At 66.7% G+C, this 19,307-nt stretch carries 16 protein-coding genes; 8 read left to right on the top strand and 8 right to left on the bottom strand.

Translation table 11 applies throughout. The features are described from left to right. Window positions 1-66: 66 nt before the first annotated feature. Window positions 67-510 (bottom strand): response regulator, encoded by a 444-nt coding sequence (locus ACI2KK_RS04350; RefSeq protein ID WP_404668010.1) that lies wholly within the window; start codon window positions 508-510, stop codon window positions 67-69. Window positions 511-721: 211 nt separating this feature from the next. On the opposite strand from ACI2KK_RS04350, the gene ACI2KK_RS04345 reads away from it, so the two are divergent. The 8 genes from ACI2KK_RS04345 (at window position 722) to ACI2KK_RS04310 (ending at window position 11,991) form a co-directional block, all read left to right on the top strand. Beyond that, complete coding sequence (locus ACI2KK_RS04345; RefSeq protein WP_404668009.1) at window positions 722-2,659, top strand: DUF294 nucleotidyltransferase-like domain-containing protein; 1,938 nt, start codon at window positions 722-724, stop codon at window positions 2,657-2,659. Next, window positions 2,656-3,366: a PolC-type DNA polymerase III gene (locus ACI2KK_RS04340; protein ID WP_404668008.1), complete on the top strand. Its 711-nt coding sequence runs from the start codon at window positions 2,656-2,658 to the stop codon at window positions 3,364-3,366. Before ACI2KK_RS04345 ends, ACI2KK_RS04340 begins: the two co-directional genes overlap by 4 nt. A gap of 275 nt (window positions 3,367-3,641) precedes the next feature. After that, the gene (locus ACI2KK_RS04335; protein ID WP_404668007.1) at window positions 3,642-4,160 is read left to right on the top strand and encodes an RNA polymerase sigma factor; all 519 of its coding nucleotides are present in this window, start codon (window positions 3,642-3,644) and stop codon (window positions 4,158-4,160) included. Further along, window positions 4,157-5,101 carry a FecR domain-containing protein gene (locus tag ACI2KK_RS04330; protein WP_404668006.1) on the top strand — a complete coding sequence of 315 codons (945 nt, stop codon included), beginning with the start codon at window positions 4,157-4,159 and terminating at the stop codon, window positions 5,099-5,101. The genes ACI2KK_RS04335 and ACI2KK_RS04330 overlap by 4 nt, the downstream gene beginning before the upstream one ends. A 248-nt stretch (window positions 5,102-5,349) precedes the next feature. Continuing rightward, complete coding sequence (locus tag ACI2KK_RS04325) at window positions 5,350-7,788, top strand: TonB-dependent siderophore receptor (protein WP_404668005.1); 2,439 nt, start codon at window positions 5,350-5,352, stop codon at window positions 7,786-7,788. 94 nt (window positions 7,789-7,882) lie between these two features. Beyond that, a complete protein-coding gene (locus ACI2KK_RS04320) occupies window positions 7,883-8,995 on the top strand; it encodes a PepSY-associated TM helix domain-containing protein (protein ID WP_404668004.1) in 1,113 nt (370 codons plus the stop codon). Next, window positions 8,992-9,168 (top strand): hypothetical protein, encoded by a 177-nt coding sequence (locus ACI2KK_RS04315; protein WP_404668003.1) that lies wholly within the window; start codon window positions 8,992-8,994, stop codon window positions 9,166-9,168. The genes ACI2KK_RS04320 and ACI2KK_RS04315 overlap by 4 nt, the downstream gene beginning before the upstream one ends. 66 nt (window positions 9,169-9,234) lie before the next feature. Further along, window positions 9,235-11,991, top strand: a complete 2,757-nt coding sequence (locus tag ACI2KK_RS04310; protein ID WP_404668002.1) for a dermonecrotic toxin domain-containing protein — start codon at window positions 9,235-9,237, stop codon at window positions 11,989-11,991. Between the two features lie 244 nt (window positions 11,992-12,235). Here ACI2KK_RS04310 and ACI2KK_RS04305 read toward each other — a convergent pair whose 3' ends face one another. From ACI2KK_RS04305 to waaF, 7 genes are read right to left on the bottom strand one after another with little or no spacing between them, the layout of a single operon-like run. Continuing rightward, complete coding sequence (locus tag ACI2KK_RS04305; protein WP_404668001.1) at window positions 12,236-13,678, bottom strand: lipopolysaccharide kinase InaA family protein; 1,443 nt, start codon at window positions 13,676-13,678, stop codon at window positions 12,236-12,238. Continuing rightward, on the bottom strand, window positions 13,678-14,430 hold the full coding sequence (locus tag ACI2KK_RS04300) for a lipopolysaccharide kinase InaA family protein (protein ID WP_404668000.1): 753 nt from the start codon (window positions 14,428-14,430) through the stop codon (window positions 13,678-13,680). The genes ACI2KK_RS04305 and ACI2KK_RS04300 overlap by 1 nt, the downstream gene beginning before the upstream one ends. Then, on the bottom strand, window positions 14,427-15,161 hold the full coding sequence (locus ACI2KK_RS04295) for a lipopolysaccharide kinase InaA family protein (protein WP_404667999.1): 735 nt from the start codon (window positions 15,159-15,161) through the stop codon (window positions 14,427-14,429). The genes ACI2KK_RS04300 and ACI2KK_RS04295 overlap by 4 nt, the downstream gene beginning before the upstream one ends. Beyond that, window positions 15,161-15,967: a lipopolysaccharide core heptose(I) kinase RfaP gene (gene rfaP, locus ACI2KK_RS04290; RefSeq protein WP_217887417.1), complete on the bottom strand. Its 807-nt coding sequence runs from the start codon at window positions 15,965-15,967 to the stop codon at window positions 15,161-15,163. The genes ACI2KK_RS04295 and rfaP overlap by 1 nt, the downstream gene beginning before the upstream one ends. Further along, entirely contained in the window at window positions 15,964-17,088 is a 1,125-nt protein-coding gene (locus tag ACI2KK_RS04285; protein WP_404667998.1) for a glycosyltransferase family 4 protein, read from the bottom strand. The genes rfaP and ACI2KK_RS04285 overlap by 4 nt, the downstream gene beginning before the upstream one ends. After that, a complete protein-coding gene (gene waaC, locus ACI2KK_RS04280; protein ID WP_369989272.1) occupies window positions 17,088-18,146 on the bottom strand; it encodes a lipopolysaccharide heptosyltransferase I in 1,059 nt (352 codons plus the stop codon). The genes ACI2KK_RS04285 and waaC overlap by 1 nt, the downstream gene beginning before the upstream one ends. Beyond that, on the bottom strand, window positions 18,147-19,196 hold the full coding sequence (waaF, locus tag ACI2KK_RS04275; protein ID WP_404667997.1) for a lipopolysaccharide heptosyltransferase II: 1,050 nt from the start codon (window positions 19,194-19,196) through the stop codon (window positions 18,147-18,149). It abuts the gene before it with no gap. Window positions 19,197-19,307: the final 111 nt, after the last annotated feature.

The raw sequence follows: 19,307 nt of genomic DNA, 5'->3' as shown, positions 1-19,307 counted from the left end.
ATCGCCGGCAAGCCGGCTCCTACATCAAACCCTGTAGGAGCCGGCTTGCCGGCGATGCTTTTTGCCTCACTCCAATTTCAGTTCCCGGCGCACCAACCCCAGCAACTTGCCCAGGTCCACCGGTTTAAGCAGAAAATCCACCACCCCCAGGTGCATCACGTCCACCGCCTCTTTCACATCGGTGTCGCCCGACACTACGATGATCGACAACGCCGCCCGTTCCGACTCGCGAATCTGCCGAATCAGGTCAATGCCATCGCTGGGCTGCATGCGCAAATCGGTGATCATCAGCGCAATGCGCGGTTCGTAATGCAGCTTGAACATCGCCTCCTGGGCGCCATCGGCACTCATGCACTCGATGCCCCGGCTTTTCAGGTACAGGCGCAGCGCCTCGCTGGTCACCGGGTTGTCATCCACCACCAGCACGATCGGGCTCGGCGGCACGGGTGCACTGACCACAGCCAACGCCGCACGCTCGGCGTCACTCAGAATATCGTCATGCTCAACCATGGCCATCTCGTCAAAAATATCTCGCTCACGCGGTTGGACCGCAAAAGCCGGGCTAGCCGGCCTACCTTTCGTCGGCAATTTGACAGCTGCATTTCTAGACTTACGTCCAATGGGCACCGCCCACCGGCCAGCCGACCATGGGGGCCAGAACAACAAAGCCGAGCCCTATAGATAGATATATATAGTTCGGCGTAGCGATACGGTCAGCTTCATGAGCAAAAAGGACGCCTACACCCAGGCCGGCAGGACTGCGGTACTGCAGAACATCCAGGGCACGTTGCAGTTTCTGCAGCGCTTCCCGCCGTTCAACCAGATGGAACAGGGGCACCTGGCCTACCTGGTGGAAAAGTGCCAGCTGCGCTTTTATGCCAGCGGGGAAAGCATCATCAAGCCCGCCGACGGCCCGGTGGAGCACTTCTACATCGTCAAGCAGGGCCGCGTGGTGGGCGAGCGCCAGCACGTCACCCGCCCCGGCACCGAGACCACCTTCGAAATCGCCGGTGGCGAGTGCTTCCCCCTGGCCGCCCTGCTGGGCGAGCGGGCCACCCGCACCGAGCACCTGGCCGGCGAGGATACCTTCTGCCTGCAACTGGATAAGGCCGCGTTCATTCGCGTGTTCTCCATGTCCGAAGTGTTTCGCGACTTCGCCCTGCGCGGGGTCAGCAGCCTGCTCGACCAGGTCAACCAGCAGGTGCGCCAGCGCGCCGTCGAAACCCTCGGCACCCAGTACTCGCTGAACACCCCGCTGGGCGAACTGGCGCTGCGTCACCCAGTGGTGTGCAGCCCCGACACCCCGCTGCGCGAAGCCGTCAGCCTGATGCACGAGCAGCAGGTCGGCAGCATCGTCATCGTCGACCCGGAGCGCGCCCCCCTCGGCATCTTCACCCTGCGCGACCTGCGCCAGGTGGTGGCCGATGCCAGCGCCGAGCTGACTGCGCCGATCGAGCGCTACATGACCGCCCGGCCGTTCCACCTGAGCCCCCAGGCCAGCGCCTTCGATGCCGCCATGGCGATGACCGAGCGGCACATCGCCCACGTGTGCCTGGTGGACAACCAGCGCCTGTGCGGGGTGATTTCCGAGCGCGACCTGTTCTCGCTGCAACGGGTCGACCTGGTGCACCTGGCGCGCACCATCCGCCATGCCCCGCGGCTGGACAGCCTGGTGTCGCTGCGCGGCGAGATCGGCCAACTGGTCGAGCGCATGCTCGCCCACGGCGCCTCGTCCACCCAGATCACCCAGATCATCACCCTGCTCAACGACCACACCGTGTGCCGGGTGATCGAGCTGGCCATTGCCGAGCGCGGCGACCCCGGCGTGCCGTTCAGCTGGCTGTGCTTCGGCAGTGAAGGGCGCCGCGAGCAGACCCTGCACACCGACCAGGACAACGGCATCCTGTTCGAGGCGCAAAGCAGCGCCGAGGCCGATGCTATCCGCGCCAAACTGCTGCCCCTGGCGCAGCACATCAACCACAACCTCGCCCAATGCGGCTTCACCCTGTGCAAGGGCAACGTGATGGCCGGCAACCCCGAGCTGTGCCTGTCGCGCAGCGAGTGGGCGCGCCGCTTTGCAGGCTTCGTGCGTGAAGCCAGCCCCGAGAACCTGCTGGGTTCGAGCATCTATTTCGACCTGCGGGTGGTGTGGGGCGACGAGCAGGGCTGCGAGCAACTGCGCCGCGCCCTGCTGGAGCAGGTGGCCGACAACCGCATCTTCCAGCGCATGCTGGCCGACAACGCCCTGCGCCAGCGCCCACCGGTGGGGCGCCTGCGCGAGTTCGTGCTGACCCGCCAGGGCGATGACAAGGCCGCCACCCTCGACCTCAAGGTGCAGGGCCTGACGCCCTTCGTCGACGGCGCGCGGCTGCTGGCCCTGGCCAACGGCATCGGCGCCTGCAACACCCTGGAGCGCCTGCGCCAGCTGATCACCAAGGGCGTGATCGAGCCGCTGGACGGCGCCGCCTATGAAGAGGCCTACCACTTCATCCAGCAAACCCGCATGCAGCAGCACCAGCGCCAGACCCGCGACAACCTGCCGTACTCCAACCGCCTCGACCCGGACAGCCTCAACCACCTCGACCGGCGCATCCTGCGCGAGTCGCTGCGCCAGGCCCAGCGCCTGCAAGCCAGCCTGGCCCTGCGGTACCAGCTATGAACCTGCTCGCCTGGCTGCGCCCACCCGCCCCCGAACTGCCCGACACCCTGCGCCAGCGCATCAAGGCCCTGCCCGCCCCGGCGCCACTGGCGGTGTGCTCGCTGCGCGAACAGCGCTGGGTGGTGCTGGACCTCGAAACCAGTGGCCTGAACCTGAACCGCGACCAGGTACTGTCGATTGGCGCGGTGGCCATCGAGGACGGTGCCATCGACCTCGGCCACCCGTTCGAGCGCACCCTGCATCGCCCCGAGCAAAAAACCAACGCCAGCGTGCTGATCCACGGCCTGGGCCCCAGCGCCCTGGCCGCAGGTGCAGACCCCGCCGAGGCGCTGCTGGAGCTGATGGCGTTCATCGGCGACAGTCCCGTGCTGGCCTTCCACGCCCCGTTCGACCAACGCATGCTGGCCCGCGCGTTGAAGGACAGCCTGGGCCTGCGCCTGCAGCACACCTTCATCGACGTAGCCGAACTGGCCCCGCTGCTCAACCCCGACACCGTGCTGCGCGAAGCCGGCCTGGACGACTGGATCGCCCGCTTCGGCCTGGAAGTGGCAGCCCGCCACCACGCCAGCGCCGACGCCCAGGTAACCGCAGAGCTTGCCCTGATCCTGTTCAGCCAGGCCCGCCGCCAGCAGCTCGACAGCCCGCTGCAACTGGAACAGCGCCTCAAGCAGTGGCGCCGACGCAAGGTGCAGAACCACGGGCTGTAACATCATGCCGGACAACCCCGGAACCTGTAGGAGCGGCCTTGTGCCGCGAAAGGGCTGCGCAGCAGCCCCAGGATCTCGGTCTCATGCAAAATCGCCGGGGCTGCTGCGCAGCCCTTTCGCGGCACAAGGCCGCTCCTACAAAGGGCGCGGCGCGCCTGCAATGCCTGCCCTTTGATGATGGCAATCCGATAAGCGTCAATTGCATCCCCACCCCTGCCTCTGCCAGAATCGCGAATAATTATCGTTAGTTAACGCATTCTTTTCGGGAGGCGGCCTTGACCCCCGCACACAGCCCACACGCCGATCTGGTCGGAGCGCTGTACCGCGACCACCGCAGCTGGCTGCTGGCCTGGCTGCAGCGCAGTACCGCCTGCCGCCAACGTGCCGAGGACCTGAGCCAGGACACCTTCGTGCGCCTGCTCGGCCGCGATCGCCTGGACGCCCCCCGCGAACCCCGCGCGTTCCTGGTCGCCGTGGCCAAGGGCCTGCTGTTCGATCACTTCCGCCGCGCCGCCCTCGAGCAGGCCTACCTGAGCGAGCTGGCCCTGCTGCCCGAAGCCGAACACCCCTCGCCCGAGCTGCAGTACCTGATCCTCGAAGACCTCAAGGCCATCGACCGCCTGCTCGGCAAGCTGTCGAGCAAGGCCCGCGCCGCCTTCCTGCACAACCGCCTGGACGCCATGGGCCACGCCGAAATCGCCGAACGCCTGGGGGTGTCGGTTTCCCGGGTGCGCCAGTACATCGCTCAAGGCATGCGCCAGTGCTACATCGCCCTGTACGGTGAGCCGACATGAGCAACGCCCCGGTTTCCAGCCAGGTGCTGGAAGCGGCGATTGCCTGGAAGCTGTGCCTGGACCAGGGCAGCGGCACCCCGGACGAACGCAACGAATTCATGCGCTGGCACGCTGCCCACGAAGAGCACGCCCGCGCCTGGCTGCAACTGGGGCTGCTCGACCAGCGCGTCAACGCCGCCGCCGGCCCTGCGCGCAACGCCCTGCTGCAATCGCGCAGCGGCATGCGCCAGCGCCTCGGCGGGTTGACCGGCATGCTGGTGCTCGGCGGCCTGCTGGCCTGGGCCGGGCTGCCGAGCCTCTCGGCCAGCTACTGGCTGGCCGACCAGCGCACCGGCACCGGCGAGTTGCGCACCCTGCGCCTGGAAGACGGCACCCTGCTCAGCCTGAACACCCACACCGCAGTGGACATCAACTACCAGGGCGATGAACGGGTGATCGTGCTGCACCAGGGCGAGATTTCGGTCGAAACCGGCCACCAGGACCCGCGCCCGCTGCAGGTGCGCACCACCGACGGCCGCCTGCGCCCGCTGGGCACGCGCTTTCTGGTCAAGCGCGAGGCCGCCGGCACGCGCCTTGAAGTGTTGCAGTCGCAAGTGGCGGCCAAACCGCACAACAGCGGCGACGAACAGGTACTCAGCGAAGGCCGCCAGGTGCTGATGAGCGCCGATGGCCTGGGCCCGGTGGAGCCGGTAGCGGCAGGCGCCGACGCCTGGACCCGCGGCATGCTGGTGGTCGACAACGTACGCCTGAAAGACCTGCTGGGCACTCTCGGCCAGTACCGCAACGGCCATCTGGGCGTAACCGACGAGGTCGCCGACCTGCGCGTCAGCGGCAGCTTCCCGCTGACCGACACCGACCTGGCCCTGGCCTCGCTGCTGCCGGCCCTGCCGGTGAAGATCGAGCGCCACACGCAATGGTGGGTCACCGTCAGCGCCCGCTGATACGCATCGATTCGCGCGATGAGCCGCTCCCACAGGTACGGCGCTTGGTTCAGGCTTCGCGCGATCCTGTAGGAGCCGGCTTGCCGGCGATCACCGGCACAGCCGGTGCCAGCATTCGCCTGTGCCGGCGATGAGGCCCTCAGCCTCACCTCACAAAAAATCAGAAATTTCTTACCACCACCCCTGTCACTTTCCCAATCTCACTCGGCAAGGAAGCAACCAGCACATATTCGTCGAGGAGACGCGCCATGTCCCGTGCCGTTGATGCTTTGCTTCGCCCCAGCCTGATGGCCCTGGCCATCGGCCTGGCCACCCCGCTTGCCAGCACCACCCTGTTCGCCGCCGAACAGTCCGCGGTGCGCGCCTACGACCTGCCCGCCGGCCCCCTGGCCAGCACCCTGAACCAGATCGCCAGCCAGGCCGGCATCGCCCTGGCACTGGACCCGGCACTGGCCAGCGGCCGTACCTCGGCGCCAGTCCAGGGCCAGTACAACGGCGTCAGTGCCTTGCAGGCGGCCCTGCGCGGTACCGGGTTGCAACTGCAACAGGGCAGCGCCGGCAGCTACAGCCTGGTGGCCGTCCCCGACGGCAGCCTGGCCCTGCCGGAAACCAGCATCAATGCCAGCAGTGACAGCGAAAGCGCCTGGGGCCCGGTAGACGGCTACCTGGCCAAGCGCACCGCAGTCGGCAGCAAGACCGACACCGCGCTGGTCGAGGCCCCCCGCTCGATCTCGGTCGCCACCCGCCAACAAATGAAAGACCGCGGCGTGCACAGCCTGGATGATGCCGTGCGCTACATGCCGGGTATCGTCTCCGCCAGCTACGGCAGCGACACCCGCTACGACTGGATGCGCGTGCGCGGCTTCGAGCCGACCCAGTTCCTCGACGGCCTGCCGCTGCCACGCGGCGTGTACGCCAACCCCAAAGCCGAAACCTGGAACCTCGACCGCCTGGCGCTGCTGCGCGGCCCGGCCTCCTCGACCTACGGCCAGACCCCGCCCGGCGGCCTGCTGGACATGGTCAGCCGCCGCCCGCAAGCCGAAAGCGCCCACGAAATCGAAGTGCAGTACGGCAGTGACAACCACCGCCAGATCAACTTCGCCAGCACCGGCAAGATCGACGACCAGGGCCAGTTCCTCTATGGCGTCAGCGGTGTGGTACGCGACAGCGACACGCAAATCGACCATATCGAGAACAAACGCTACAACATCGCCCCCAGCCTGACCTGGAACATCGACGACGACACCTCGCTGACCTTCCTCAGCCAGTTCACCCGCGACGATACCGGCGTCACCAGCCAGTTCTATCCGATCCAGGGCACCAAGATCGACATGCCATTCGGCAAGATCTCCCACCACAAGAACCTCGGCGACCCGGATTACGATTTCTACGACCGCACTTACTACGCACTGGGCTACGCGTTCGAGCACCGTATCAACGATGTCTGGCAGTTCCGTCAGAACCTGCGCTATACCAAGTCGGACCTGGCGTTCCAGACCGTCACCGTGCGCAGCTACATTCCAGCCTTCGCAGCCCTCGGCTATGTGGTGGACGACCAGGGCAACACCGGCCGCGGCACCACCAACGTCGACGAAGACATCAGCCAGTTCGCCGTCGACAACAACTTGCAAGGTGACTTCAGCACCGGTGCCGTCAACCACACCCTGTTGCTCGGCCTGGACCACCAGCGCATGAACAACAACTACACGGCGATCTTCGGCAACGCGACGAACATCAATGTGAACAACCCGGTAACCGGCGCCCCCATCACCCGCCCACCGCGTTCCGACGCGTTCTACGACTACGACCAGAAAACCCGCCAGACCGGCCTGTACATCCAGGACCAGATGGCCCTCGACAAATGGCGCCTGACCCTGGGTGGCCGTCAGGACTGGGTGAAGACCGACACCCACTTCGTCAAGGACAACTCCGACAACAGCCAGCTCAATCGCAAGTTCAGCGGCAACGCGGCGATCAGCTACGTGTTCGACTCGGGCTTCGTGCCTTACTTGTCGTACGCCGAGTCGTTCCAGCCCACCAGCAAGGCCGACGTCACCTCGACCAGTTCGCTCAAGCCGACCGAAGGCCAGCAGTGGGAACTGGGCATCAAGTACCAGCCACCGGGTTCCAACACCCTGCTCAGTGCTGCGGTATATGACCTGACCCAGAAGAACGTCTCGGTCACCAGCTTCGTCGGCAGCACCCCGATCACCAGCCAGACTGGCGAAGTGAAGGTCCGCGGCCTCGAGCTCGAAGCCACCTCCGACGTCACCGAGAACCTCAAGGTGATCGCCGCCTACACCCTGGCCAAATCCGAAGTGCAGGACGGCCAGTACAAAGGCAACCGCCTGCAGCTGATGCCCAACCAGCAAGCCTCGCTGTGGGCCGACTACACCTGGCACAGCGGGGTGCTCGACGGCTTCGGTATCGGTGCCGGCGCGCGCTACACCGGCAATACCTACGGTGACCAAGGCAACACCTGGCTGGGCAAGGCCAAGGCCTACACCGTGTTCGATGCGTCCGTGCACTACGACCTCGGCCGCCTGGACAACAGCCTGAAAGGCGCCTCGGTGGCACTCAACGCCACCAACCTGTTGGACAAGGACTACATTTCCACCTGCGACGGCTTCTACTGCTACTACGGCGACCAGCGCAGCGTCGTCGCCAGCGCCACCTACAAGTGGTAAACGCCCATCGCAGGGCAAGCCCGCGCCCACGTTTTCATACGTGGGAGCGGGCTTGCCCTGCGATGGCGTTGCGTAAAACAAAGGCTGAACCCTGATGAAAAGCCAAACCATCCGCCGCTGGTCCTTCATCCACACCTGGAGCAGCCTGGTCTGCACGCTGTTCCTGCTGCTGTTGGCATTGACTGGCCTGCCGCTGATCTTCCACCACGAATTGGAACACCTGCTGGGCGATGCCGCCGAGCTGCGCCAGATGCCCGCCGGCACCCCGCACCTGGACCTGCAGCAACTGGTGCTCAAGGCCGAGGAGCACCGCCCGGGCGAGGTGGTGCAGTACTTCGGTTTCGACAAGGACGAGCCCGACGGCGTGCTGGCGATCACTGCCGCCACTGCCGGCACCGAGCCCAACGCCTCGTACACCTTCATGCTCGACGCCCGCACTGGCGAAGCGGTGGCCATGCCGGCCGCCAACGGCGGCTTCATGATGCTCATGCTACGCCTGCACGTGGACATGTTCGCAGGCCTGCCCGGCAAGCTGCTGCTGGCCTTCATGGGCCTGTTGTTCGTGATGGCGATCATCTCCGGCACGGTGCTCTACGCCCCCTTCATGCGCCGCCTGAAGTTCGCCACCGTGCGCCACGAAAAATCATCACGGCTACGCTGGCTCGACCTGCACAACCTGATCGGCGTGGTGACGCTGAGCTGGGCGCTGGTGGTGGGCGTTACCGGGGTGGTCAGCGCGCTGTCCGACCTGGTCATCGCCGCCTGGCGCAACGACAGCCTGGCCGCCATGGTCGCGCCCTACCGCGAGGCGCCGCCGCTCACTGAGCGCGCACCGGCCACCCAGCTGCTGCAGATCGCTGAACAGGCCGCCCCCGGCATGCGCCCGGACTTCATCGCCTTCCCCGGCACGCGCTTTTCCAGCGAGCACCACTACGCGGTGTTCATGAACGGCAGCACACCGCTGACCTCGCACCTGTTCACCCCGGTACTGATCGACGCCCGCACCCTGGCCGTCACTGCGGTCGGCGAACGCCCTTGGTACATGGATGCCATGGGCCTGTCGCAGCCGCTGCACTTCGGCGACTATGGCGGCCGGCCGATGCAGGTGCTCTGGGCGGTGCTCGACCTGCTGACCATCATCGTGCTCGGCAGCGGCCTGTACCTGTGGTGGGGCAAGCAGCGCCGGCCCAGGGAGGCGCGGGCATGAGCCACAAATCGCAAAGCACCCGCAGGATCTTCGCCTGGCCGACGCTGGTGGCCGCGCTTAGCCTCGCCGGGCTGTTCGCCGCACTGCTGGGCGATGGCGCCTGGGATGTGCTGGCCTGGGTCGGGCTGGGGGTTTCGGCGGCCTTGGGCCTGAGCGGCTTCTGGCGGCGATAGCCGGCTACCACCGCACCCTTGCAAGGCCAGGGCATGGTCCGGCTCCCCCCCACACGGAGCCCGACCATGACTGCATTGCAACGCCTCGAAGACCTCGACCGCCAACTCAGCGACCTGCAACAGGGCCAGCCACGCTTGCAGCCAGAGCTGCCCGCACCGCAGATGCGCCAGCAGCTGTTCAGCGCCCTGGCCGGTTTCTGGAGCGACACGGCACCTATAGGGCGCTCACGCCAGCAGCAACTGCAAGCCATCCGCCGCCAGCAATTGCAGGCAGAAATCGACCTGCGCCTGGCCGACCAGACCTTGCACGACGATCACATCAGCTTGCTGCGCACCTGCCTGGAGCTGCCGCTGGACTGGCAACGCAATCACCTGCCTGCGCCATCCCGCCCGCAAATCTTCCGCCCTGTATTCAGCACCCTCAGCCCCAACCGCAGGCTACAGGTCCCGGGGCTGCTGGTACTGGTTGCCGGCGCCTCCACGGGCAGCACAGCGGACCCCGCGCAAGCCACTGGCAAGGTGCTGCTGTGCAGCCTGGGCAATGGTGTCGAGGCCTTTGCCAGCCTGGCCGAACTGCACCTTGAGCTGTGCGAGCGCCTCGAAGACCCTGTGCAAGGCCAGCCGTTGCTGGGTTTGCTCAGCGACGAGCAGGGCCGCGAGCAGGTTCGCCACGCAGACCGGCTACGCTACGAGCATTTCGACGAAGACCTGGTGGAGTACCAGGCACAGGCCGTGATCGACGTGCAGCAACAACGCCTGGCCCTGGCCTGGAACACTGCCTGGCAGCACGGTGTAGCGCCTGACCTTGAGGCCCTGAGCACGGCGCTTGCACAAGCGCTGGACCTTGCCCCGGTGATCGACAGCCGCCACGCACTAAGCACCCGCAACGCACTGCTGCTGGAGAAGAACCTGCCGGCCTGGCAGCAAACCGCCACGCCCCAGGCCTTGAGCCATGTCATGCAGACCCTGCAGGCGCTGGCGGCGGCCATCACCCAGGCCGCCGCCCCCGGCATTCTCACCCTGGAGCAGTTCCGCCAGCGCGACACGCTGCTGGGCTGGGTACGCCTGCGCCTGCGCGAACGCCTGCGCCGCGACCCCGGGCTGAACCTTGCGCCCGAGGACATCCAGGTCAGCGTCACCCTTGCCCGGCAGGTCGGCCCGCTGCTGAACCCCTTGCTGCCCTCGGCCTACATTGCGGTCTCCAACCTGCCGCGCCCAAGCGGTACCGTCGAGTTCGTTGCGGCCAGTTACCGCCTCGATGAGCTGGCCCTGTACAACATTGCCTGGTTCGACACCGACTACTGGCTGACCGCGCGGGTGTTGCACAAGGACGGTACGCCACTGCCCAGCCTCAGCGCGCAGCGGGTCAAGGCCATGGTGCGCGAGCTGGACGCCGGCAGCGGCTACCAACGCCACCTGCGCAGGCAATTGCTCGATGCCCCCGAAGGCCGCTGGCGCCAATGGGCCTATGCACTGGTCAAGCGCGCACTGATGCACGCCGAACTGGTCAAGGCCCGGTATGCCGGCCACCTGCAAGCAGACCCCTTCGAGCGCAGCTACCACTGGGCACTGGCCACCCTTGGCCTGCCTGGCCAAACCGCGGTGCCACGGCTGGCGGTGCAGCAACTGGTGATCCAGGGCCATACGCTACAGGGTGTGCTGCTGATCAACAGCACCGAGGCCGGGCGGCCGGCCCTGCTGCTGTATACCCCCGATGCACCCGACCGCCGCCCGTGGCGCGACTATCGCAACACCCGGGCGCTGCTCAAAGCGCTGCGCGCCGACAAGGCGCTGCGTGACTATGTGAGCGAACGCATGCCACTGGCCAACGCCGCGTACATCGACAAACTGCTGAGCAAGGGCCGCCTGGGGCCGGAACTGGATACTCCCGCCATCGAAGGTGAACTGTTCAGCGCGCTGTACCGCGCCGAAGTCCAGGCACTGCTGGCCGAGGTCGATGCCGGCAGCAGCAGCAACCGCGAACTGATCGGCCAGGCCGGGGTCAATGCCCTGCGCCTGCTGCTCGACCTGGTGGGGCTGGTGCTGCCGCACCCGGCGCTCTCGGCGCTGGCCTTCGGGCGTGCGGCCATCTGCATCTGGGACGGCTTCGAGGCGATGCACCACGAAGACCGCGAAGCGGCCCTGCACCATGCGCTGGGCGCCCTCAGCCACACGGTGGACGGCATCAACAGTTATGCCGGTTCCGCCGTATTGCGCCGGGCCTTTCGCGGCTTGCCGCACCCGCCACCGGCGCCGCTGGCCGACCACTATGTGGCCAAGCCCGAGGTCAGCCGCTTGCGCCTGCGCAACATCGGCCCGCAAGGGGATGTGATCTATGAAATGGTCGCACCCGAACCGGGCCTGACCCAGTACTTCATCCGCGACAAGCTGGGCCGCCACTATCAAGTAGCCTTCGACGGCCAGCGCTGGCGGGCCATCGACCCGCGCCAGCCGGACGCCTACCTCAAGCTGCCGCTGCGCCGGCAAGCCGAGGGTGAGTGGGTGGTGGACTCGCCCCTGCTATGGCATGACGGGCTGCCGGACCTGCGGCAGTTGCTTGAAAGCTGCCAACTTCCGGCAACGCCGGGGGCCACTGCGGTTAATGGTGAAGAAGCCCTGTTCGATGAAGGCGGGCAACTGCAATTGCGAGTGGGCGACTGGTGCCTGCCGGTACGCCGGCATTTGCTGCCTGGGCGCTATCACCTGCAAGTGCCGGCGAGCCCGGTGCAGGTGTGGGCGGTGCTGCGCAAGGTGGATGAACAATGGCGCATCCGCGTGCGCCAGGCGGGGCGTAGCAGCGAGTGGTTGGCACTGCCGGGTTGACGCAGACCCTTTTGGGTTGGCTGTACCGGCCTCATCGCCGGCAAGCCGGCTCCTACAGGTACAGAGCAAACCTAAAGCCCGTGCGGTCCCTGTAGGAGCGGCCTTGTGTCGCGAAGGGCTGCGCAGCAGCCCCAGGATCTCGACCTCATACAAAATCGCCGGGGCCGCTACGCGCCCCCTTCGCGACACAAGGCCGCTCCTACAGGAATTGCGTCAGCGCTTGGAAATCGAGCAAGGCGACGGCTCAGTCCGCCAACCTTGGCAGCACCTTGTCCAACCGCTGATGCAACGCACTGCTGCTCGGCCAGTTGCGCAGCAAGCGCGCCCGGTCGCGGGCGAAGGCCGGGGCGAAGCTCAGTTGGGTGGCGTGCTGGCACATGGCATCGAGGTCGATCAGCGACCACTGGCCGTTCACCCAGAACAGGTTGTGGCCCTTGAAGTCGCCATGGCTGATGCGCTCGCGAATCAGCTGCTGCATCAGTTGCACCAAGGCCTCGACCTGCTCGTCCGGCGCCTCGCCGCTGTCGACGAAGGGTGCAAAGCACGCCGCCAGGTCCGGCCCGTCGATGTACTCGGTGAGCAGGTAGGCGCGGTTGCGCAGGCCCAGGGTGCGGGTTTCCAGCACCGCCAGCGGGCGCGGCGTGGCGATGTCGAGAAAGCCTAAACGGTGGCCTTCGATCCACGAATGCCAGGCGCGGCTCGGGCGCCAGAAGCGCTTGAACCAGTGGGCGGTGTTCTTGATGTTGTAGCGTTTGAGCACCAGCGGCCGGCCATCGACCTCGATACGCGCCACGCTGGCAGCGCCGCCGGTCTTGTACAGGTGGCCCTGCTCCAGCAGCGCGTCGGCTTGCTGCAATACCGGCAACATGGCCTGCACTTCGCCCCGGGGAATGGCCCGCAGGCCCGACAAGTTGCGCTCGACGCTGAACAGCGTGCACTCTCGCCCGGCCTTGTTCAGGTAATCCTTCAGGCGCCAGTTGCGCACCTTGTCCACCTGCTTTTGCAGGGCTTCCAGCGGCAATGCGTGCTCGGCGTTGGCCATCACATAGTGCACCAACGCCTCTTCGATGAACGGCTCCAGGCGCTTGGGCAACTGGGCGAACAACACCCCGAGGTTTTCCAGCACTCGCTGGCGCGACAGCTGCTGACCGGGGGTTTCGGCCTTGATGCCGGCACCGTCGATCAGGTACAGCTCGCCGTGCTGGCGCAGCAGGTTGTCCAGGTGCAGGTCTTCCTGCCACAGGCCCTTGGCGTGCATGTGCGCAACCGCCGTGAGCGCTTCGCCCAACACCTGATGCTGCTCGTCGGCCAGCATCGGCAGGTGCTCAACCTTGGCCCAGGCGTCGGCCAGGCTCTCGGCGTCTTCCAGAAACTCGAACAGCAGCCAGCCACCCTCGCCTTCCTTCAACCCGTCGGCCAGCAGGCGCGGCGTGGTCAGGCCCTGCCCGGCCAACAGCCGGGCACCCTCCAGCTCACGCTGGAAATGCCGCGCGGCGTGGCGGCCCACCAGCAGCTTGGCCAGCACTTTGGTGCCGCGCCAGATACCGGCGCCGACATAGCGCTGGCCCGGCAGCACCCGCAGCAGGCTCAGCAGTTGCAGGTCGGCCGGCCCGGCGGCATCGGCCAGGGTGACACTCAGCGGCAGCGCCGGGCTGCGCCCGGCGGCCTTGAGTTCGGACAGGCGCATCAGCGGCCCTCCTTGTGGCGGCGGCGCTGGGTCAGGCGTTGCAGCCAGGTACCCACCACCGCGCTGTCTTGTGGCTGCCCGAGGTAGGCGCCCAGCAGCACCCGCACATCAGCTTCGCTCCATACCGCAGCGCGGCGCAGCAGCGGCTCCAGGTCCTTGACCCGGTCACGCATGCCGAACAGCAGCGGGCGGGTTTTCTCCAGGTCGATCAGTTGCGCCTGCCAGCCTTCGCGGCGCTCACGCAGGAAGATGTGCTTGGGGTAGAAGCAGCCGTGCATCTGCCCGGCGCCGTGCAGGGTGTGCGCCAGCAGGCCGCAGGCCTGCAGAATGCCCTGGCGCTGCGCGGCAGGCAGTTGCGCCCATTGGGCCAGCAGTTGGTCGAGGTCGGTCCATTCGTCCAGGGCGCGGGTCAGCAGCACCGCGCGGTGCTGGCCGCCCTGCTTGCGCTCGCCGTAGAACACCGCCTGCAGGGCCGGAATGCCGAGCTTCTGGTAGCGGCTGATGTTGCGAAACTCGCGGGCGAAGGTGGGCTCGCCGAACGGGCTGTGCAGGGTGCGCGTGAGGTAGTCGCTCTGGCGCTTGAGGTAGTAACCCTTGCCCTCCAGCTCCAGGCGAAACACGCTGCTCCAGCCACCGCGGCCGGTGTTGGGCTCGTCCACCGCATCCAGTTGCAGTGCCCACAGCGCCTCGAAATCGCCCAGGCCATGGCGGGTCAGCAGCGCCTTGTCGGCGCCGGCCAGGTAGTCGGTCATTCCCTTCCCTCGAAAAAGCTCAGCACCTGGCGAATGCGCCGCTTGTCGCGGGCGGTCAGGCGGTCATGCCGGCGGTACTGCAGGTAGAAGCGCAGGCGCTGGGTCGCCGACAGGTGGTATTTGGCGACCTTGTCCAGGCACGCCAGGTCCTTGATCAGGCGGTGGCGCAGCATGAAGCCGCGCCAGAAGTCGCCGGTCGGGCAGTCGATGAAGAACAGCGTGCCCTGGTCATCCACCAGCAGGTTGCGCCACTTCAGGTCGTTGTGGGCGAAGTGGTGGTCATGCATCACCCGCGTGTGGCGCGCCAATTGGCGGCTGACATGCTCGACCCAGGCACGGTCTTTCAAGCGTGGGTCGTTGCGCTCGGCCAGCGCCGAGAGGTCCTCGGTGTTGGGCAGCTCGCGGGTGATCATCGCCCCACGACCAAAGGCCAGGCCGTTGCGCTCCAGGCCCCAGGCCACCACCTCGGCGGTGGGGATATCCCACTTGGCGAACTGCTTGAGGTTCTGCCACTCGGCCTTGATCCGCGGGCGGCCCAGGTAGCGGCGCATGTGCTTGCCGGCGCCGGTGTAGCGCTTGACGTAGTAATTGACCCCGTCACGCTGGATGCGAATCACCTCGCTCAGCGGGTCACGGGTCAGGCGCTCGCCCTGCAGGGCGAACACCGCATCGATGCTGCCAAAGTCCGCCGCCAGGTGTGCGTAGCCTGGCGCCAGTGTCCAACCCGCCATCAGAGTGCATCCCCATAGCGTTGTTTACGGTCGTAGAGTTTTTGCGCCTTGCGCTCCAGCCAGGCCAGCAGCGCCGCCTCGTCCTTGAGCACCTGGCGCAACGGCTGGCGGAAGTAACCGCGCAGGAAGCGCAGCTTGTCGCGGCGGGTCAGGCCGATGTCCAAGGCCGAGAAGTACAGGGCGGCCAAGTCCTTGTCGCGCCAGCGGCGGGTGATGGTCGCGCGGGTTTGCGCGCGGTGCAGGTCGATCACCGACAACTTGAAGTCATCCGCCGTCACCGGGCGGTCGGTGTGCAGCAGGAAGTGGCAGATGTAGCAATCGCGGTGGTTGACCCCGGCGCGGTGCATGCCGCCGGTCATCTTCGCCACCTCGGCGATCAGCGCGTGCTTCAGGCGCGGCTCGGGCGGTTGCTTGAGCCAGTTCAGGCTGAAGTCTTCCAGGCTGACGGTGGGTGCCAGCTCTTCGGTGACGATGAACGAGTGCTGGGTGGCCGGGTTGCTGCCACGCTCGCCGTAGGCGACGGCGGTCATGGTTGGCACGCCCACTTCGTGCAGGCGCTGGATGGCCCGCCATTCCTGGCCGGCACCGAGTACCGGCAGCTTGGCGCTGAACAGGTTCTTGAAGATCTCGCCCCAGCCAATGCCGCGGTGGATCTTGACGAAAAAGCCCTCGCCAGCGACTTCGGTGCGCAGGGTACGGCGGCCTTCCAGCTCGCGGTACACCTCGCCCTGCAGTTGCTCCACCGCCTCGAACGGGTCGCGCCCGGCCCACAGGCGCTTGAACGGCTCGGCCAATATCAGCTTCATGCCTGCCCCCCGGCCAGGATCACGTCGGCAGCATGCTGCGGCATGCTGTACAGGTCGGCGCTGTCGGCAAAGGCCACGCCGTTGCGCGACCAGGCCGCGCGGGCCTGGCCGTCTTCGAGCATGCGTTGCAGGTAGCCGTTGAGCTGGTCCTGCTCGAACGGGTCGTCGAGCACCAGGCCGCTGTCGGCCTCGGCGATGTAATGGGCGTAGCCGCACACCTTCGACACCAGCACCGGCAAGCCGGCCACCAGCGCTTCGAGCAGCACGGTACCGGTGTTTTCGTTGTAGGCCGGGTGAATCAGCAGGTCGGCGCCCAGCAAAAAGCGCGGGATGTCGCTGCGCCCCTTGAGGAACTGCACCTGCTCGCTCACGCCCAGCGCGGCGGCCTGCACCTGGAACAGCTTGGGGTCGTCCTGGCCGATGACCATCAACCGGGTGCGCTTGCGCAGCGCCGAAGGCAAGGCCGCCAGGGCCTTGAGGCTGCGGTCCACGCCCTTGGTCTTGAAGCCCGAACCGATCTGCACCAGCAGCAGGTCGTCATCGCCCAGGCCGAACTCCTGGCGGAACTGCGCGCGGATGGCGTCGGCGTCTGCCGGGCGCCGGCGGTCCTGCGAGATGCCCGGCGGCAGCAGGTGGAAGCGCTGCTCAGGGGTGCCGTAGTGCTTGATGAACAGCGGCTGCTGCACCTCGGAGATCATCAGGATCTCGGTGCGCGCATCGCGGGCGAACACTGCTCGCTCGTACTCGGCAAAGTGCCGGTAACGGCCCCAGCGGCGGTACAGGCCGCCGCGCAGGGTCTGGGCCTTGTCTTCAAAGCAACCATCGGCGGCGTAGTACACGTCCAGCCCCGGCATTTTGTTGAAGCCGATCAGGCGGTCGACCGGGCGCTTGGCAAGGTCCGCTTCCATCCAGGCGCTGAGCTTCTCGTTACGGCGGTGGTTGAACAGCGCCTTGACCGGCGCCACCAGCACCTCGAAGCCCGGCGGAATGTCACCTTCCCAGATCAGCGTGTACACGCGGATCTGGTGGCCACGTTTCTGGCACTCCAGGGCGATGCGCATGAAATCGCGCTGCAGCCCGCCGAAGGGGAAGTATTTGTAGAGCACGAAAGCCAGTTGCATCAACGAACATCCTCAGCCAGCAGCAGCGCGCTCAAGCGGCCCGCCACATGCTCGGGATTCAGGCGAGTGAAGCACAGCGGCCACTCGCGTTTGAGATCGAACCGGCGCAGGTCCTCGGCGCTCGGTTTGTAGGTGCACTTCTTCTGCAGGCACGGGGCGCAGGGGAAGTTGCTCGCCTGGTGAACCTGGGCGCGTCCGTAGGCGCCGGTCAAACCAGGGTTGGTGGGGCCGAACAGCGAGATGGTCGGCACATCCAGCGCGGCGGCCAGGTGGCCGAGGCCGGTGTCCACGGCCACGCAGGCCTTGGCGGCGGCCAGTACGCGGGCAACCCCTGCCAGGTTCAATTTGGGGAGTACCTGGCAGTTGTTCAAGCCTTGAGCGATGCGCTCGGCGCGGGCCTTCTCCGCCGGGTTGCCCCAGGGCAGCAGCACCTGCAACTGGCGCCGGCCCATGCGCTCGGCCAGCTCGCGCCAGTAGGCCTCGGGCCAGTGCTTGGTGGCCCAGGTGGTGCCATGCAAAAACACCACGTAGGGCGCGGTGGGCGGCAGTTGCAGGCGCGCAAGATCCAGGCCGTAGTCGCCAAGGCCTTCGGGAATGTCGTAGGCCAGGGCCAGGGCGAACAGCTGGCGCACCCGCTCCACGGCATGCTGGCCGACCGCAACCGACAGGCGCCGGTCATAAAAACGGCTGGCCAGGCCCTCGCGGGCCGAATAACGGTCGAGCCCGGCCACCGGCGCCTTCACGTAGCGGGTCAGCCAGGCCGACTTGACCAGGCCCTGGGCGTCAATTACCAGGTCGTACTTGCGCTCGCGCAGGCGTTGCTTGAACGCCTTCCACTCGCCGCTCTTGAGGGTTTGCCAAAGGTTCTTGCGCCAGCGCCGAATGGCCACCGGAATCACCTGGTCAACCGCCGGATGCCAGCTGGGGATCTCGGCGAAGCCTTCTTCCACCACCCAGTCGAAACGAATGCCGGGGATGGCGTGGGCAGCGTCGGTGAGCGCCGGGAGGGTGTGGATGACGTCGCCCAGCGACGACGTCTTGATAATCAGGACCCGCACTCAGTCGACCTCAGCCACGGTATCGATCAGGTTCGGCCCGCCCAGGCTGTGCAGGGCAGCGATGACTTTTGCAGGGTCCAGCAGGCGCAGGCAGTTGTAGTGGCCGAAGCGGCAGGTGCGCTCGAAGCACGGGCTGCACTCGATGCCGGTGCGCACCACCTCGACCTGATCGGCCAGCGGCGGGGTGAAGCCCGGCGAAGTCGAGCCATACACCGCCACCAGCGGGCGGTTCAGCGCCGCGGCCACGTGCATCAGCCCGGAGTCATTGGACACCACCGCCTGGGCGCAGGACATCAGGTCGATGGCCTCGGCCAGCGAGGTTTCGCCGGCCAGGTTGTACGACTCTTCACGCAGGCCCGGGATCAGCCGGTCGCGAATCTGCTCGCCACCCGGGTGGTCGTTTTTCGAGCCGAACAGCCACACCTGCCAGCCCTGGCGAATCATCGCATCGGCCACTTGCGCGTAGTGCTCGGCCGGCCAGCGCTTGGCCTCGCCAAACTCGGCGCCGGGGCACAGCGCCAGCACCGGGCGGTCCAGCTCCAGGCCGAACTTGGCCAGGGCGGCGTCGCGGCTGGCGGCCTCGATCTGCAGGTTCGGGCGCGGGTAAGGTTGCACCAGTTCGGTGCCCGGCGCGTAGGCCAGGGCCATGAAGCGCTCGATCATCAGCGGGTAGCGGGCCTTGTCCAGCTTGCGCACGTCGTTGAGCAGCAGGTAGCGCATTTCGCCGCGCCAGCCGGTGCGCTTGGGGATGCCGGCAAAGTACGGCACCAGCGCCGACTTGAGCGAGTTGGGCAACAGGATCGCCTGGTCGTACTGGCCGGCCAGCGACTTGCCGATGCGCCGGCGCGTGGCCAGCTCCAGCGCGCCGTGGCCGAGCGGGAAGCTCAAGGCCTGGCGCACCTCGGGCATGCGCTCGAGGATCGGCCGGCTCCACTCGGGGGCCAGCACGTCGATCGCGCACTCGGGGTGCTGCTGCTTCAGGCACTGGAACAGGGTCTGCGCCATCACCATGTCGCCGACCCAGCTGGGGCCAATGATCAGTATTCTCATGCTTTATCCAGAAACATTCGGGGAGGCTGCAGGCTGATCTGCAACCTGGCCTCCCCTCTTTATATTCAGGCTATGTGGCGGACAGTGTACCACCGGTGGTGGGACATGGAC

It is taken from the genome of Pseudomonas sp. NPDC089406 (assembly GCF_044900265.1).
Classification (GTDB): Bacteria; Pseudomonadota; Gammaproteobacteria; order Pseudomonadales; family Pseudomonadaceae; genus Aquipseudomonas; species Aquipseudomonas fakonensis.
This window is presented reverse-complemented; position numbering and strand designations above follow the sequence as displayed.